Source organism: Variovorax sp. 160MFSha2.1, from assembly GCF_048305075.1.
In the GTDB taxonomy this organism is placed as follows: Bacteria; Pseudomonadota; Gammaproteobacteria; order Burkholderiales; family Burkholderiaceae_C; genus Variovorax; species Variovorax guangxiensis.
Window position 1 is genome coordinate 3572087 of sequence record NZ_CP157624.1, and the last position, 17943, is coordinate 3590029.

Annotated in this window: 11 protein-coding genes; 9 read left to right on the forward strand and 2 right to left on the reverse strand. The window is 69.8% G+C overall.

Annotated elements, in window-relative coordinates:
* Positions 1–21 precede the first annotated feature (21 nt).
* The 9 genes from ABL838_RS16135 (at position 22) to ABL838_RS16175 (ending at position 15857) form a co-directional block, all read left to right on the forward strand.
* A complete protein-coding gene (locus ABL838_RS16135) occupies positions 22–2628 on the forward strand; it encodes a [protein-PII] uridylyltransferase (protein WP_418121156.1) in 2607 nt (868 codons plus the stop codon).
* Positions 2629–2656: 28 nt separating this feature from the next.
* Positions 2657–3694, forward strand: a complete 1038-nt coding sequence (locus ABL838_RS16140; protein WP_126020186.1) for a sensor domain-containing diguanylate cyclase — start codon at positions 2657–2659, stop codon at positions 3692–3694.
* 257 nt (positions 3695–3951) lie between these two features.
* Complete coding sequence (bcsD, locus tag ABL838_RS16145) at positions 3952–4425, forward strand: cellulose biosynthesis protein BcsD (protein WP_418121157.1); 474 nt, start codon at positions 3952–3954, stop codon at positions 4423–4425.
* Positions 4422–4871 carry a hypothetical protein gene (locus ABL838_RS16150; protein WP_418121158.1) on the forward strand — a complete coding sequence of 150 codons (450 nt, stop codon included), beginning with the start codon at positions 4422–4424 and terminating at the stop codon, positions 4869–4871. Before bcsD ends, ABL838_RS16150 begins: the two co-directional genes overlap by 4 nt.
* A 2-nt stretch (positions 4872–4873) precedes the next feature.
* Entirely contained in the window at positions 4874–5686 is an 813-nt protein-coding gene (bcsQ, locus tag ABL838_RS16155) for a cellulose biosynthesis protein BcsQ (protein ID WP_184637691.1), read from the forward strand.
* Positions 5683–7851, forward strand: a complete 2169-nt coding sequence (bcsA, locus tag ABL838_RS16160; protein WP_184637689.1) for a UDP-forming cellulose synthase catalytic subunit — start codon at positions 5683–5685, stop codon at positions 7849–7851. The genes bcsQ and bcsA overlap by 4 nt, the downstream gene beginning before the upstream one ends.
* Positions 7848–10211, forward strand: coding sequence for a cellulose biosynthesis cyclic di-GMP-binding regulatory protein BcsB (bcsB, locus tag ABL838_RS16165; protein WP_418121159.1), 2364 nt, complete (start codon positions 7848–7850; stop codon positions 10209–10211). The genes bcsA and bcsB overlap by 4 nt, the downstream gene beginning before the upstream one ends.
* Before the next feature lie 7 nt (positions 10212–10218).
* Entirely contained in the window at positions 10219–11481 is a 1263-nt protein-coding gene (gene bcsZ / locus ABL838_RS16170; protein WP_418121160.1) for a cellulose synthase complex periplasmic endoglucanase BcsZ, read from the forward strand.
* Entirely contained in the window at positions 11457–15857 is a 4401-nt protein-coding gene (locus ABL838_RS16175) for a cellulose synthase subunit BcsC-related outer membrane protein (protein WP_418121161.1), read from the forward strand. The genes bcsZ and ABL838_RS16175 overlap by 25 nt, the downstream gene beginning before the upstream one ends.
* 177 nt (positions 15858–16034) lie before the next feature.
* Here ABL838_RS16175 and ABL838_RS16180 read toward each other — a convergent pair whose 3' ends face one another.
* Positions 16035–17390 (reverse strand): putative bifunctional diguanylate cyclase/phosphodiesterase, encoded by a 1356-nt coding sequence (locus ABL838_RS16180; RefSeq protein WP_418121162.1) that lies wholly within the window; start codon positions 17388–17390, stop codon positions 16035–16037.
* A 142-nt stretch (positions 17391–17532) separates the two neighbouring features.
* Positions 17533–17880 carry a hypothetical protein gene (locus ABL838_RS16185; RefSeq protein WP_126020453.1) on the reverse strand — a complete coding sequence of 116 codons (348 nt, stop codon included), beginning with the start codon at positions 17878–17880 and terminating at the stop codon, positions 17533–17535.
* Positions 17881–17943: the final 63 nt, after the last annotated feature.

Here is a 17943-nt window from a genome sequence, read left to right on the forward strand (position 1 = left end):
GCGCAGACGCACCCCCTCGCCGTGATCGAAGCAGCCAACATCGACGTGGCGACGCTGCGCGAAGCCTATCGCGCGAAAAAGCTCGCCCTGTTCGACACCCTGCGCTTCGCGCGCGCCCCGACCCGCAGCGTCCACACGGTGCTGCGCCAGCTCTCGGCGCTGGCCGACGAAACGCTGTGCACCCTATGGCGCGACGCTGGCTTCGGCGACTCGCTCACGCTGGCGGCCGTGGGCGGCTTCGGGCGCGGGGAGCTGTTTCCGTATTCCGACGTCGACGTGCTGCTGCTGCTGCCGCCCGAGGGCGAGGCCGACGGCATCGAGCCGGCCCGCATCGAGGCCTTCATCGGCCAGTGCTGGGACGCCGGCCTGGAGATCGGCTCCAGCGTGCGCACCGTCGAAGAATGCCTGGCGGAGGCCGAGAAGGACGTCACCGTGCAGACCTCGCTGCTCGAGGCGCGCCTGATCGCCGGCAACAAGAAGCTCTTCACCGCCTTCCGCCGCCGCTTCTCGCGCGCCATCGACCCGCAGGCCTTCTTCGTGGCCAAGTCGCAGGAAATGCGGCACCGCCACCAGAAGTTCGACAACACGCCCTACGCGCTGGAGCCCAACTGCAAGGAATCGCCCGGCGGCCTGCGCGACCTGCAGACCATCCTCTGGATGACCAAGGCCGCCGGCTACGGCAGCCGCTGGGACGACCTGGCCAAGAATGGCCTGGCCACGTCCTTCGAGGCGCAACAGATCAAGCGCAACGAGGCACTGCTTTCGCTGATCCGCGCCCGGCTGCACGTGATCGCCAACCGGCGCGAGGACCGCCTGGTGTTCGACCTGCAGACCGCTGTGGCCGCCAGCTTCGGCTACGAGAGCGAATCACAGCGCAAGTCGAGCGAGGCGCTCATGCGGCGCTACTACTGGGCCGCCAAGGCGGTGTCGCAGCTCAACCAGATCCTGCTGCTCAACATCTCCGAGCGGCTGCAGCCCAGCGACGAGCAGCACACGCCGATCAACGAGCGCTTCTACGAACGCGCCGGCCTGATCGAGATCGCCAGCGACGACCTCTACGAGCGCGAGCCGCACGCGGTGCTCGAGACCTTCCTGCTCTACCAGAAGACCATCGGCGTGAAGGGCCTGTCGGCGCGCACGCTGCGCGCGCTCTACAACGCGCGCCACGTGATGGACAGCAAGTTCCGCAACGACCCGGTCAACCACCAGACCTTCATGCGGATCGTGCTGCAGCCCTACGGCATCACGCACGCCTTCAGGCTGATGAACCAGACCTCGGTGCTGGGGCGCTACCTGCGGGTGTTCCGCAGCATCGTGGGGCAGATGCAGCACGACCTGTTCCACGTCTACACGGTGGACCAGCACATCCTGATGGTGCTGCGCAACGTGCGGCGCTTCTTCATCGCCGAGCACGCCCACGAGTACCCGTTCTGCTCGCAGCTCGCGGCCGGCTGGGACAAGCCCTGGATCCTGTACGTGGCCGCCCTCTTCCACGACATCGCCAAGGGCCGCGGCGGCGACCACTCCACGCTGGGCGCGCGCGACGTGCAGCGCTTCTGTAAGCAGCACGGCATCGCCCGCGAGGACGCGAAGCTCATCGAATTCCTCGTGGCCGAGCACCTGGTGATGAGCCAGGTCGCCCAGAAGCAGGACCTGAGCGATCCGGAGGTGATCGGCGCCTTCGCCAAACGCGTGGGCAACGAGCGCTACCTGACCGCGCTCTACCTGCTGACGGTGGCCGACATCCGCGGCACCTCGCCGCGCGTGTGGAACGCCTGGAAGGGCAAGCTGCTGGAAGACCTGTACCGCTACACCCTGCGCGCGCTGGGCGGGCGCATGCCCGACCCCGATGCGGAAGTCGAGTCGCGCAAGCGCGAGGCCCTGGTGCAGCTCGCCCTGCATGCCCAGCGTTTCGAGGCGCACAAGGCCCTGTGGGACACGCTCGACGTCGGCTACTTCATGCGCCACGACGCCGGCGAGATCGCCTGGCACGCCAAGCAGCTCTCGCGCTTCGTGCCGCCGCCGAACGTGCCGGCCGACCCCAAGGCAGCACCCATCGTCAGGGCGCGCCTGTCCCCGGTGGGCGAAGGCCTGCAGGTGGTCGTGTACACGCCCGACCAGCCCGACCTGTTCGCGCGCATCTGCGGCTACTTCGACCAGGCCTCCTTCAGCATCCTGGACGCCAAGGTACACACCACGAGCAACGGCTACGCGCTCGACACCTTCCAGGTGGTGACCACCTTCCTGCCGGACCACTACCGCGACCTGATCAGCATGGTCGAGTCGGGCCTGGCGCAAACGCTTACCGAGGCCGGCGCGCTGCCGCCGCCCAGCATGGGCCGGGTGTCGCGCCGGGTGCGCAGCTTTCCGATCAAGCCGCGCATCAGCCTGCTGCCGGACGACAAGGCGCAGCGCTGGCTGCTCAGCATTTCGGCCAGCGACCGCGCGGGCCTGCTGTATTCGGTGGCGCGGGTGCTGGCGCGCCATCACCTGAACCTGCAGCTCGCCAAGGTCACGACGCTGGGCGAGCGGGTGGAAGACACCTTCCTGATCAGCGGCCCCGAACTACAGGGCCAGAAGACGCAACTGGCCATCGAAACAGAATTGATGGAAGCACTGGCCTCCTGACACCCCGGGAGCCCTCAGAATGTCGGCCATGGAATTCCTGATCGAACAGCTATCCGAAACCGTCTCCTCGGCCACGACGCTGGAAGACCTCGCGCGCCCGATGCTCGAAATGCTCGAGGCGGCAACCGGCCTTGAATCGGCCTACCTCACGGTCATCGAGCCCGACAAGGCCCGCCAGCACATCCTCTTCGCCCACAACGCGGGCGAGCTGACCATTCCCGAAGGCGCCTACGTTCCCTGGGGCGACACGCTGTGTCGCCATGCGCTGGAAGAAGACCGCATCTACGCCGACGATGCCGGCGGCTGCTGGGGCGATGCCGATGCGGCCCGCGAACTGGGCATCCAGACCTGCGCGAGCGCACCCGTCAGGCTCGACGGCGGCGGCCTGCATGGCGCGCTGTGCGCCGCCAGCGCCCGGCAGATGCCCCTGCCGGCCATCGCCGAGCCGGTACTTCGCCTGTTCGCAAAGCTGATCGCCCAGCAGGTGGACCGCGAGCAGATGGTCGCCAGGCTCGACAAGGCCGGCATCGAACTCTCGGCCAATGCAGCGACCGACGTACTTACCGGCCTGCCGAACCGCCGCGCCCTGGTCGACGCGCTGCAGCGCATGCTGGCGCAGGGTGCGCGCAGCGCCCAGAGCGTGCTGGTCGGCTTCATCGACATGGACGACTTCAAGAAGATCAACGACGCGCACGGCCACGCGGTCGGCGACGAGTTCCTGGCGGCCATGGCGAAGCAGCTGTCGAACTGCGTGCGCGCGAGCGACATGCTGGCGCGATTCGGCTCCGACGAGTTCGTGGTGATCGGCCTGGGCCCCGGCCTCGGCGAATCGCCGCGTACCGGCGCGATGGCGCTGGGCGACCGGCTTGCGGAAAACACCAAGGGCGAACTGCGGCTCAGGAACCTGACCATCGACTACGCGGGCGCCAGCGTCGGCGTGGTGGCGGTCGATCCGCGCACCACCTCCGCCGAGGAGGCCCTGCGGCAGGCCGATGCCGCCATGTACGCGGTAAAGCACGGCCGCCGCACCATGTTCCAGCACGCGGGCGAAGCCCTCTCGGACTGACCCCGGGCCGAGTCGCGACGCGGGCGCACGGCAGCGTCGTCCGCGCCTGTCTCCGATGACGGCGGGGACGAAAGCGCACTTCACCAGAAACTTGAATCCGATCGCGCCCGCGCGACGTATGGAAGTCGACCCGACGAAGGTCGCGGTTCGAGCTCGTCCCCGAATTCAGACAGTTGGCCAGCTCAAATTCAGTTCTTTCGTACTAATTAGTTCACATTCATTGTCAATAGTTAACTGATCCAAGAGAATGCCTCGGCATGGAAACTGGTGCGACGTTTATTGACTATTACGAAAAGAAATCCTGCAGCGCCCAATGGTTGGAATTCAACCGCGGCATGGCCGCCGAGCTGAGCGCCGGGTTGCCTCCGGAAGATCTGAGGCAGCTTTTCTTTCGCATCGGCCAGCGTCTCGCGCAGGCCCTGCCGATCCCCCGCTGCCACACGCTCGAGGAGTTGCAGGACCAGTTCAACGCCCGCTGGGACGGCATCGACTGGGGCTTCGCCGTGCTGAACGAGGAAGCCGACGGCGTCGCCATCACCCACGCCTGCAGCCCTGTGGCCGCCGCCTTCGGGCCCGGATCGACCGACTGGAGCGTCGGTTTCTTCGAAGGTGCCTACCAGACCTGGTTCGAGGCGCAGCACATGCCCTCCACACTGCGCGTGCAAGCGTTGCAGCCCGAGGTCCAGGCCGGGCCGCGCATCGATCTGCGCCTGTCGAGGGCAGGCGCATGAGCACCGAGGAACACATGCCCGAGGACATCGCCGGCCTGTTCGGCAAGTTCGGCGGCAACGGCAACGGCTACAAGGAATTCGCGCCGCCCGACGCCGAGGCGCCGCGCGTGTGGCCACTGCTGTCGGGCGAGAAGATCACCCATCCGCCGGCGGTCACGGCTGCCGCCCCGGTCGCTGCGCCCGCACTGGCGCCCGCTCCAGTTCCGGTCGGCGCGGCAACGCCCCTGCACGCGCCCTCGCCCGCACCGTTGGTCGCCGCTCCAGTCGCCCATGCACCAGCCGCGGTCCCGGTCTTCGCACCCGAGCCCGCACCGGCTCTGGGCGCCATCGCCTCCGGCCCGGGTTCCGCTGCGACACCGCTCGAGCAACTTTTCGCACGTCTGGCCGCGCCGCAGAAGGCAGCCGTGGCGCAGGGTCCCATGTCACGCTGGCGAAGGCCGACGTGACGATGGTTGTCATCCCCGTAATCTCCTCCAAGGGCGGCGTAGGCAAGACGACGATTGCCGCCAACCTCTGCACCGCGCTCGCGCAGCGCGGCAGGCAGGTGCTGGCCATCGATCTCGATCCGCAGAACGCGCTGCGTTTCCACATCGCCAACGAGCCGCAGGCCTGCGACAGCGGCCTGGTCGAGGCTGCCACCGGCCTGATGCCGTGGGCCCGCGCCATCCGTCCCGCGCACGGCGGCGTGATGCTGCTGCCCTTCGGCGACGTCGACGACGAACGCCAGATCGCGTTCGAGCAGCAGCTGGCCCGGTCGCCCGGCTGGCTCGGCGACACGCTGGAACGCTTCGGCCTGCCCGCCGGGACGCTGGTGGTGCTCGACACCCCGCCCGGCCCCTCGGTCTACCTGCAGCAGGCGCTGCGCGCGGCCAGCTTCGGCGTGGTCGCGGTGCTGGCCGATGCGGGCTCCTTCGCCACGCTGCCCATCGTCGAGCGCATGCTCGACAAGTACGCCCGCCCGCGCGGCGGCTACCTCGGCACCGGCTACGTGGTGAACCAGATCGACCCGGGCAAGCGGCTCAACCACGATGTCTTCGAACTTCTGCGCCAGCGGCTGCGCCCCGAGCTGCTGGGCATGCTGCACCTGGACCAGGCGGTGCCAGAGGCGCTGGCCTCGGCCGCGCCGGTGCAGCGCTACGCGCCCATGAGCCAGGCGACGCAGGACATCGACGCCTGCGCCGAGCGCCTGCTCGAACGCCTAGACACCGCGCGCCAGGCGGCGTCCTTCCCGACCCTGCGGACCACGGAAACGAACCGATGAAACACGCCCAGTCCGCCGCGCCGGCCCAGCCGGAGCCCCGTCCGGCGCCGGCCATCCTGAAGCTGCTGCCGGTGCGCATCCTCGGCTGGATCGTGGCGCTCACGATGCTGCCCGCGCTGATCATCGCGCCGATGACCTTCGAGCAGCAGATCGTGCTGTCCGTGGGCATCTTCGTGGCGGCGCTCGTCACCAACCGCTTCCGCGGGCGCTTCGCCAGCCTGGTTCTGATCTTCCTGTCGGTGGTGGTGTCCTCTCGCTACACCTACTGGCGGGTGACCGAGACCATGTTCATGGACAACCTGCTCGACCTGGTGCTGGGCGTCGGCCTGCTGATGGCCGAGCTCTACGCCTTCGTGGTGCTGCTGCTGGGCTACGTACAGACCGCCTGGCCGCTGGAGCGCAAGCCGGTGCCGCTGCCGGAGGACCCGGCCGAGTGGCCGACCATCGACCTGTTCATTCCGACCTACAACGAATCGCTGTCGGTGGTTCGCTCCACGGTGCTGGCCGCGCAGCTGATCGACTGGCCGCGCGACAAGATCAAGATCTTCGTGCTCGACGACGGCCGGCGCGAGGAATTCCGCGTGTTCTGCGAACAGGTCGGCGTGACCCACGTCACGCGCGACAACAACCGCCATGCCAAGGCCGGCAACATCAACGCCGCGCTGAAGAACACCACCGGCGAGTTCGTCGCGATCTTCGACTGCGACCACATCCCCACGCGCTCGTTCATGCAGATCGCCATGGGCTGGTTCGGACGCGACCCCAAGCTGGGCATGGTCCAGCTGCCCCACTACTTCTTCTCGGCCGACCCCTTCGAGCGCAACCTCGACACCTTCGGCACGGTGCCCAACGAGGGCGAGCTTTTCTACGGCCTGATCCAGGACGGCAACGACCTCTGGAACGCCACCTTCTTCTGCGGCTCCTGCGCGGTGCTGCGCCGGACCATCGTGGAAGAAGTGGGCGGCATCGCGGTCGAGACCGTCACCGAAGACGCCCACACCGCGCTGAAGATGCACCGCCTGGGCTACAACACCGCCTACCTCGCGCTGCCGCAGGCCGCGGGCCTGGCAACTGAAAGCCTCTCGGGCCACGTGGGCCAGCGCATCCGCTGGGCGCGCGGCATGGCGCAGATCTTCCGCATCGACAACCCGCTGTTCGGGCGCGGGCTGCACTGGGCGCAGCGCCTGTGCTACGTGAACGCGATGCTGCACTTCCTGTACGGGCTGCCGCGGCTCATCTACCTGACGGCGCCGCTGGCCTACCTGTACTTCGGCGCGAGCGTGATCCACGCCTCGGCCTCGATGATCTTCGCCTTCGCGCTGCCGCACATCCTGCACGCCAACCTGACCAACAGCCGGATACAGGGGCGATTCCGCTACCTGCTGTGGAACGAGGTCTACGAGGCGGTGCTGGCCTGGTACATCTTCCGCCCGACGCTGGTGGCGCTCATCAACCCCAAGCTGGGCAGCTTCAACGTGACGGCCAAGGGCGGCCTGATCCAGGAAGAGTATTTCGACAGCACCATCGCCAAGGCCAGCCTGGTGCTGCTCGCGCTGAACTTCGTGGGCGTGTGCCTGGGCGTGTGGCGGCTGACCTGGGTCGACTCGCAGCACATCGCCACCGTGTGGCTGAATCTCGCCTGGACGGTCTACAACCTGATGATCCTGGGAGCCTGCGTGGCCGCGGCCAACGAGTCGCGCCAGCTGCGCGGATCGCACCGCGTCGAACTCAACCTGCCGGCCACGCTGTACTTCACCGATGGCCGCTCCCTGCGCTGCAACACCTTCGATTTCTCCAGCGGCGGCCTGGGCCTCGAGCTCCCGCAGGACCTGAAGCTGGACCTCGAAACGCCGGTAGAGGTGGCGCTGTACCGCAACGACCAGGAATCGCGCTTCGCCTCCACCGTGCGCTTCAGCAGCGGCAAGCGCCTGGGCCTGAGCTTCGTGCCGATGAGCTTCGCGCAGGAACGCGCGCTGGTGCAGTGCACCACCGCCCGCGCCGACATCTGGGCCGCGCGCTGGGGCAACCACCCGCGCGTGCCGATCCACCGCGTGCTCGGCCACATCATCAGCATCAGCGGCACCGGTTTCCGAGACATGTTCAGCCATTACTACCGTGCGGCCGCCTCGCGGCTGCGTCCCGTCAAAGCGAAGGAATCCACGTGACGACCCACGTGACGCCCAACCAGCGTGCGCATCGCCGCGCCGAGCATCCCGTCAGCGTGGCTTCGTCCCCGTTCGTCTCCCGCGCCGTGGCCCTCGCCGTGGCCCTCGCCGCCACCGGCACGGCCTTCGCCCAGCCCCGGCCGGCCGAGCCCCAGGCTGCGGCCGCCGCTGCCGCCCCGCAGGCGGCGCCGGCTCCCATTGCTGCCGCGGCACCTGCCGGCGGCGCGGTGCGCGAACTCAACCTCACGCAACTCGGCATCGACTACGCGGTTCAGCTGCGCGGCATCAGCGGCACCGTGGGCATCCCGTTCAACGTGCGCGCCGACGAGCTGGTGACGGCCGCCTCGTTCAGGCTGAACTACGCCTACTCGCCCTCGCTGATCCCGGAGCTCTCGCACCTGAAGGTCACGGTGAACGACGTGCTGGTGGCCACGCTGCCGGTGCCCACCGCGGGCGCGGGCCGGCCGCAGACGGCCGACATCCCGATCGACCGGCGCCTGATCACCGAGTTCAACCGCATCAACGTCGAGCTCATCGGCCACTACACCCGCGAGTGCGAGGACCCGGCGCACACCAGCCTGTGGGCGCGTATCGACGCCACCAGCACGCTGAAGCTGACGGTGGCGCCGCTGAAGCTGGTCAACGACCTGGCCGCCCTGCCGCAGCCCTTCTTCGACCGCCGCGACGTGCGCCGCGCGCGCATTCCCTTCGTGTTCGGCACCGCCGCCTCGGGCCCGGTGCTGGAGGCCGCGGGCGTGGTGTCGTCGTGGTTCGGCGCGCTGGCCGACTACCGCGGCGCGACCTTCCCGGTGTCCGGCGGTGACCTGCCCACCGGCCACGCGGTGGTGTTCGTCACGCCCGATTCGAGCATTCCGGGCCTCACGCTGCCGGCCATCCGCGGACCGGGCCTGGCGATCGTCGACAACCCGCGCGACGCCAACGGCAAGCTGCTGCTGGTGATGGGCAGCACGCCCGCCGACCTGCGCACCGCCGCCGCCGCGCTGGCGCTCAACGCCAAGGCCTTCGCGGGCGCGACCGCATCGATCACCGCCTTCCAGGAGCCGCCCGCGCGCAAGCCCTACGACGCGCCGCGCTGGGTGCCGAGCGACCGTCCGCTGCAGCTGGGCGAACTGGCCACGGCGGCCGACCTCTCGGTGTCGGGCTACAACCCCGACGTGGTCCGCGTGAACCTGCAGCTGCCGCCCGACCTGTTCACCTGGCGCAGCCGCGGCATTCCGCTCGACCTGCAATACCGCTACACGCCGCGCGTGCGACCCGACCAGTCGACGCTGAACGTCAACGTCAACGAGAACTTCGTGGGCGGCCTGCCGCTGCGCTCGGCCAACCCGGCCGGCGACCGCTGGTGGAACCCGCTGGCGGTGAAGCTGATGCCCGACGGCACGCTGGCCGAACGCAAGGAAATCATCCTGCCGCCGCTGGCCATGGGCCCGCGCAGCCAGTTGAGGCTGCACTACTACTTCGAGCCGGTGGGCGGGCGCTGCGTGCCGCAGCTGGACAACGTGCGCGGCTCGATCGACCCGACTTCGAAGATCGACGTGTCGGGCTTCCCGCACTTCATCGCGATGCCCGAGCTTGCCGCCTACGCCAACGGCGGCTTCCCGTTCTCGCGCATGGCCGACCTGTCGGACACCGCCGTCATCCTGCCCGACCAGCCCAGCAGCAGCGACACCGAAATGTTCCTCGGCCTGCTCGGCCAGATCGGCCGCTCCACCGGCTACCCCGCGCTGCGCGTGAAGGTGGGCCGCTCGGGCGAGGCGCCGCAGTGGGCCGACAAGGACCTGCTGGTCATTGGCAACCTGCAGAACCAGCCGCTGTTCTCCCAATGGGCCGACCGGATGCCGCTCAAGCGCAACGGCACCGCGCCCGAGCTGAAGCTCAACAGCTGGATCGACAACGCCATCGACTTCGTGATCGGCGCACGCACCCGCGAGGACCTGCCGGGCTCGATGCAGATCTCGGTGAGCGCCGACGGCCGCGACGCGGTGCTGGCCGGCTTCCAGTCGCCGCTGCAAAGCGGCCGCAGCGTGGTCGCCGCCATCACCAACAGCGAGTCGAAGGACGCGCTGCTCAACGCGCTGATGACGCCCGAGCTGCTCAAGAGCGTGCAGGGCAGCATGACCATCGTGCGCGACACGCAGGTCAACAGCGTGCTGGGCCAGGACACGTATTACGTCGGCCGCCTGCCGCCCGTCGCCTGGGTGCAGTGGCACCTCTCGCGCAGCCCGCTGATGCTGGCCGGGCTGGTGATCGTGCTGGCGCTGCTGGGCGCGGCCGTGTCGTACGCGGGCCTGCAGCTGCGCGCGCGCCGCCGGCTGTCGGTGAAGGCCAAGGGGAAGTAAGGAACTCATGCGACGCTCGAACACGGCGCCCCCACCCGAGCGGCTTGCGAGCCGGCGTGCCCTGCTGGGCGCGGCCGGGCTGGCGCTGGCGCTGCCTCGGCTGGCCGCTGCAGCGCCCACCGCAGCGCCCCCGGCGCCTGCCGCTCCTCCAGCAGCCGCGCCTGCCTGCCACCCCGCCACCGACTGGGCCGCCTTCGCCGCGCGCCACATACAGCCCGACGGCCGGGTGATCGACTTCAACACGCCGCAGCAGCAGTCGACCTCCGAAGGCCAGTCCTACGGCCTGTTCTTCTCGCTGATCCACAACGACCGCGCCACCTTCTCGCGCGTGCTGGCGTGGACCGAGGCCAACCTCGCGGGCGGCAGCCTCGCAAAGCAGCTGCCGGCCTGGCAATGGGGCCGCAAGCCCAGCGGCGGATGGGGCGTGCTCGACGCCAACGCCGCATCCGACGCCGACCTGTGGATCGCCTATTCGCTGATGGAAGCCGGCCGCCTCTGGAACGATGCCGCCTATCGCACGCTCGGCCGCGAGGTGCTGGCGCTGGCGGTGCGCGAGGAGATCATCAACGTGCCGGGCCTCGGGCGCATGCTGTTGCCCTGGCCCAAGTCGGTGGCGAGCGGGCCGCTGTGGCGCCTCAACCCGAGCTATGCGCCGCTGCAGCTGCTGCGCTACTTCCAGCAGGCCGACGCGGCAGGCCCGTGGAACGAGGTCATCGACAACACGCTGCGCATGTTCGGCGCCGTCACGCCCAAGGGCTTCGCGCCCGACTGGTGCGCCTGGTCGCAGGATTCGCGCTCTTTCGTTGCCGATCCACAGAAGGGCGTCACCGGCAGCTATGACGCCATCCGCGTTTACCTCTGGGTGGGCATGCTTTCCGAGCGCGACCCGGCGCGCAAGATGCTGCTGCTGAGCCTGCGCGGCCCGCGCCAGGCACTCGCCGAGAACCACGCGGTGCCCGAGTACGTCGACACCGTCACCGGCCAGGTCCGCGGCATGGCGCCGCTGGGCTTCTCGGGCGCAATGCTGCCCTACCTCAAGGCGCTGGACGCCGCCGACGCCCTGGCCGACCAGGTCGCCCGTGTGCCCGGCGGCCGTGCGGCGCCTCCCGCACCCAACGCAACGACGCCACCCGTGGCGCCCTTGCCGTACTACGAACAGTGTCTGTTGCTTTTCGGACAGGCGTGGCTCGACGGCCGCTATGAATTCGGCCGCAACGGCCAGCTGCAAACCTCATGGAGAACGCTATGCCGTCCCAATCGACCGGCCTGAAGCCCCGGCGCTCGCTCGGCGTCGCCCCCGGCTCGCGTCCTTTCCCGAGCCCTTTTTCGCTCTCGCCGCAATCCCGTCAATGGACGGCCTGCCTCGGCATGCTCGTCGCGCTGTGCGCCGCCAACCCCGCTCACGCGCAGGCAGACGCCAGCGCCGCGCTGATCGAGCAAGGCAACTACTGGCAGGCCCAGGGCCGTGCCGATCTCGCCGAGGAAAGCTGGAAGAAGCTGCTGAGCGTGCAGCCCCAGTCGACCGACGCGATGTACGGCATGGCGCAGGTCGAGCTCTCGCGCGGCAACTCCGAGGCCGCGCGCGGCTGGATCGCCAGGCTGCGCACCGCGAACCCGAACGACAGCCGCCTCGCCCGCCTGCAGCAGCAGTCGCAGCAGCCTGCCGGCGCGCAGAGCACGCTGCAGCGCGCCCGCACCGCCGCGCGTGCCGGCCGTGCCGCCGAGGCGGTGGAGTTGTACCGCAGCCAGTTCGACAACCGCCCGCCGCCCGAGGCGCTGGCACTCGAGTACTACCAGGTGCTGGCCAGCACGCCCCAGGGCGCCGACGAAGGCCGCCGGGGCCTCGAACAGCTGGTGAAGGATCACCCGGAAAACACCAGCTACAAGCTCGCGCTGGCGCAGCAGAAGACATACAGCGAATCGACGCGCCGCGCCGGTATCCGTGAGCTGGTCGAGCTGACCAGGCAGCCAGCCGTTGCCGGCGCCGCGCGCGCCGCGTGGCGGCAGGCGCTGATCTGGCTCGACGCCCGCCAGCCCGACGTTCCGCTCTACCAGGAATACCTGAGCAACAACCAGACCGACGCAGCCGTGGCCGCGCGGCTGGAAAGCCTCACCACCGCCAAGGCCGCGGCCACCAGCTCGCCCGGCGTTCCGGTGGGCGAAGGCTTCAAGGCGCTGGACCGCGGCGATGCGAGCACCGCCGAGCAGCGCTTCCAGCAGGCGCTTCGCACCAAGGCCGACGACACCGAGGCGCTGGGCGGACTGGGCCTGGTGCGCCTGCGCCAGGAGCGTTTCGCCGAGGCGCAGGAGCTGCTGGAGCGCGCGGTGCGCGGCGGCGGCAGCAAATGGAATTCGGCGCTGCAGAGCGCCAGCTACTGGGTGCTGGTCGGGCAGGCCAGGGCCGCCCAGGGCAAGAACGACCTGCGGGGCGCGCAGTCGCTCTACGAACGCGCGGTGCGCATCGATCCGCGCGAACCCGTGGGCCAGAACGCACTGGCCGACCTGCGCGCCGCCGCGGGTGACTACGCGCAGGCCGAACAGGGCTACAAGCGCGTGCTCGAAAGCCGTCCGCAGAACACGCAGGCGCTGCGCGGGCTGATCTCGGTCTACGGCCAGACCGGCCGCCCCGACGAGGCGCTGGCCCTGTCGCGCCGCCTCACGCCCGAGCAGGCCACGCAGCTGGGCGGATTGCGCGACATCCAGGTCGAGCAGGCGCGCAACCGCGCCCGCCAGCAGGCCGATGCTGGCGATACGGCCGGCGCGCAGCGCACGCTGGAAGACGCGATGCTCGCCGCGCCCGACAGCCCCTGGGTGCGGCTGGACCTCGCCAATCTCTACCGCAAGCGCGGCATGGTGTCCGAAGCGCGCGGCGTGATGGAGGGCCTGCTGATGTCGCAGCCCGACATGCCCGACGCGCTCTACGCCAGCGCCCTGCTCGCCTCCGAGACCGGCGACGCGGCAGCGGGCATCCAGTACCTCGAACGCATTCCCGCCGGCTCGCGCACGCGCGACATGGCGGCACTGCAGCGCCGCCTCTGGGCGCAGCAGCAGGCGGCACGCGCGCAGGCGCTGGCACGCCAGGGCCAGGTGGATGCAGCACGCGGCGTGCTCGCGCAGGCAGAGTCGGCGCTCAGCGCCGACATGCCGGCCGAGCTCTGGGGCCAGCTCGCGGGCGCCTATGCCGAGATCGGCGACGCGCCGCGCGCCCTGGCCATGAGCCGCCAGCTGCTGGCGCGCTCGCCCACGCCGAGCACCGGCGACCGGCTGCTGTACGCCTCGGTGCTGCTCAAGACCAGGCAGGACATCGAGCTGTCGGCCGTGCTGCGCCAGCTGGCCACCACCAACATGACGGCCAGCCAGCGCGCCGACTTCGACAACCTGCGCATCGCCTTCGCGCTGCGCCAGACGGATTCGCTGCGCGAGGCCGGCAACCTCGAAGCGGCCTACAACGCGATGGCGCCGGTGCTCGCCGAGCGCCCGGACGATCCGCAGGCGCTGGCCGCGCTGGCCCGCCTGTACTCGGCGGCGCGCGACGAAGGCCAGGCGCTCGCGCTCTACCAGCGCGTGCTTCAGCGCAACCCGACCGATCTCGACACCCTGCTCGCCGCCGCGGCCAGCGCCAGCGCACAGCGCGACCACAGCTCGGCCGAGAACTACGTGATGGCCGCGCTCAAGCAGGCCCCCGACCAGTCGCGCGTGCTCGCGGCGGCCGGCCGCGTCTACCGCAACGCGGGCGAGAGCCGCAAGGCCGAGCAGTACCTGCGCGCGGCGGTCGAGGCCGAGCGGCAGGTGGCGTCGGGCGGCTTCGCGCCCGGCGGCATGGCGGCCTCGCCGTTGCCGCCGGCCAATCCCTTTGCGGGCATGACGGGCGGCGCACCGAGCGCGGCCGTGCCGGCCAGCTATCCGGCAGCCAACGGCAATCCATTCACTCAGGCGCGCATGCAACCGGCGTCCTATCAGGCATCTCCGGTGCCGGCGGGTTACCCGGTCGCGCAGGCCTATCCGGCGGCGAACCAGGCGTATCCGGCCTATCCCGCGGCTGCGGCACCGAATGCCTATCCGCCTGGCGCCCTGCCTTGGAATCCCGGCGCTGCGGCGTCGAACGCCAAGGGCCGCACGACGGCGGCCAAGTCGTCGTCGACGCGCACGGCGCGCAATGCCGCGGCGAATCCGAACAACGTGCCACAGGCCTCCGCGTACATCGCGCAGCCGGCGCAGCAGCCCCTGCCGCAGTACCCGGTGCCCGGCACGCAGCAGGTCGCGCCGGTCTACATTCCGCCGGCGCAGCAGCCCGGCGGCTATCCGGCTCCCGGCTATCCGCAGGCGAATGCCGCGTATGCGCAGGCCAACACGCCGCGCGCGGACACCGGCTGGAATGCGCCGCCGCGCAGCGCGCCCGCGGCGAGTTCGGTGGCCGCCGAGCTGCAGGAGCTCGAATCGCAGCGCGCCGTGAGCCTCACGGCGGGCACGGTGTACCGCAACCGCGCCGGCGAGGCGGGGCTGAGCCGGCTGTCGGACTTCCAGCTGCCGATACAGGCGCGCTTCCCGGCGGGTGAAGGCAAGATCGTCGTGGGCGTGACGCCCACCGTGCTCGATGCCGGCACGCCCGCGAGCGACTACGCCACCGGCAGCCGCTTCGGCGGCGGCCCCAGCGCCGCCCTGAACTCGCTGAGCACCGGCGCCACGCCCGGCCAGCAGAACGCGGCCGGCGTCGGCCTCAACGTGGGCTACGAGGGCAAGAACATCGATGCCGGCATCGGGACCACGCCGCTGGGCTTTCCCACCACCAACGTGGTCGGCAACGTGACCTTCAAGGGCAGCATCGGCGACTCGTGGAACTACAAGGCCGATCTCTCCCGCCGCGCCGTGACCGACAGCGTGCTGTCGTTCGCGGGCGCCAAGGACGAGCGCACCAATGAGCGCTGGGGCGGCGTGGTCGCCACCGGCGTGCGCGGCGACATCGGCTACGACGACGGCACCTACGGCGTGTACAGCTACCTCGCGGCGCACGGCATCACCGGGCGGAACGTTCAGAGCAACTCGCGCGTGGAGACCGGCGGCGGCGCCTACCTGCACCTGCTGAACAACCCGGGCTCCAAGCTGACCGTGGGCATGAACATCGGCCTGATGGGCTACCAGAAGAACCTGAGCTACTACACCTACGGGCAAGGCGGCTACTTCAGCCCGCAGAGCTTCGTGAGCGTGGCCTTCCCGGTCGACTGGAGCGGGCGCAGCGACAGGCTCTCGTGGCGCCTGAACGCCTCGCTGGGTGTGCAGTCGTTCACCCAGAAGTCGTCGCCCTACTTCCCGACGGACCCGTCGCGCAATGCGGCCGCATCGAGCGCCGCCTACCAGGCGCTGGCGCTGGGGCTGAGCAGCTCGGCCTACAACAACACCTACGCCAGCAGCTCCAAGACCGGCCTGGCCTACAACCTGGCCGCGGTGGTGGAGTACCAGCTGGCGCCGAAGATGTTCCTGGGCGGGGCGCTGGGGTTCAACAATGCACAGAACTACCGGCAGTTCACCGGCAGCGTCTACCTGCGCTATGTGTTCGGCGGCTCCAGCAGCATCGGCGTGCCCGGCTACGGCACCGGAAGCGGCACCACGCTGAGCCCGATGACATCGCCCTACACGCCGCTGCTCTAGGGCCTGTTCACACTATTTCCGGGCTCGCGTTGGTGCTCCAACCCTGCGGGAAGGGCCGCCAGGGCGGGCCACTCGGCGTTGCGCTCCTAGCGTGTGCGCATGCACACACGTCGTCGCGCGCCTTGATTGGCCCGCCCTGGCGGCCCTTCGCGACCCCGGAAATAGTGTGAACAGGCCCTAACCGGGGAGGCCCAGGGTGGGCCACCCGTCGCGGCCCCACAGCGGGGCGCGCTCGTATTGGGTCACCCACGGCGCCACGTCCTTGGCCGCCATCGGCTTGCTGATGCCGAAGCCCTGTCCCAGCGTGCAGCCCATGGCCAGCAGCGCCTCGCCCTGCTTCACCGTCTCGACGCCCTCGGCCACGGCCGTGAGGCCCAGCGCGTGAAGCAGCGCGATGATGCCCTGCACGATGGCCCGGTCCTGGCTGTTGTCGAGCATGCCGCGCACGAAGGACTGGTCGATCTTCACCGTCGACACCGGCAGCTGGCGCAGGTAGGTCAGCGACGAGTACCCGGTGCCGAAGTCGTCGATGGTGACGCCCACGCCGAGCAGCTTGCAAGCTTCGACGAACAAGGCGACGTTCGCGAACTGGCTGATGGCCGTGGTCTCGAGGATCTCGAGTTCGAGCATGCCCTCGCCCTGCTTCGGAAACTGCGCGAGGTGCCGTGCGAGGCGCTCGACGAAGTCCCAGCGCATCATGTGGCGCGGCGCCACGTTCACGCTCACCGAGATCTGCAGGCCCGCGAGGCGCCACTGGTGCGCCTGCCACAGCGCGGTGGCGATGGCCCAGTCGCCGACCTGCTCGACCAGCGCGTCGTCTTCGATCAGCGGAACGAACTGCGAGGGCGGCATCAGGCCGCGTTCGGGGTGCTGCCAGCGGATCAGCGCCTCGACGCCGACCACCACGCCGCGCAGCATGTCGACCTTGGGCTGGTAGACAAGGAAGAACTCGCCCTGCAGCAGCCCTTCCTGGATGCGCTGGCGCTCGCGCACCACCTGCTCGTCGGCGCGTGCCTGCGGGGCGTCGAAGTAGTGCACCTTGCCGTCGGCCGCGCGCTTGGCGAAGAAGGCCGCGTGCTGCGCCTGGCGCAGCGCCGTCTCGGGGGGCGGGCCGTTGCTGTCGAGCAGCATGGCGCCGATGCTCGCGTCGATGCTGGCCGACTGGCCGCGCCAGTCCCAGGGCTCGGCGAGCGATGCCTGGATGCGCTCCAGCACCTGCGCGCACTGCGAGGTGCCGAGGCCGGCGAACAGGGCCGCGAACTCGTCGCCGCCCACGCGCGCCATCACGCTCTCGCGCGGCAGCTCGGCCTTGATACGGCGGGCCACTTCCTCCAGGGCCGCATTGCCCGCGACCATGCCCAGGCGCGAATTCAGCTCGGCGAAGCGGTCGACATCGATGTAGCAGACCGCGGCCAGCCGCTTGCCGGCCCGGGCCCAGTCCGCCATCAGCGGGCGCAGCACCTCATCCGGCGGGAGGCGGGCCGATCCGTCGTAATACGACGGCAACGAGACTGTGGGTTGCTGGTTCGACAAAAGACTGGAGCTCCGGAAGTCGCGGGCTATTGTTCTCCCAATTGGGACTGATCCACCCTTTGCAGCGAAGATTTGTTACCGGTACGTGTTTGCACCACAACACCTTCGTATACATCACGGTGGCGTGGTCCGGCGAAGTCCGCTAGCCGCAGTACGCGCCGACCACCCGGCCGGTGGGCTCGACCTGCACGTTGAGCCGCATCATGTCCTGCGCCGGGTCGGCCGGCTCGGTCGCGAGCACGCTGCGCGCCATGCGGGCGCCGGCGCGCTGGCGCATTTCCTCCAGCAGCTGCTGGGTGATGCGCAGCCCCAGTCCGAAGCGCACGGAGGCCGCCTGGCAGGTCTCGGGCGGCGTGACGAAGCTCGGGGGTTCGGGCACTTCCGAAGTCAGGGGCCGGTCGGCGGGGGGCGCCTGGCAGGCGGCCAGGGCGAGGCAGAGGCCCAGGGCAGCCATGCCGGGCAGGTGTCGACCGTTCGCGTGGATGCGCATCTTTCTTGCTCCTTCGTCGTTCTTCATGCTGTGCGGAAGCTTATTCAACTCCGGGGGCGGCCC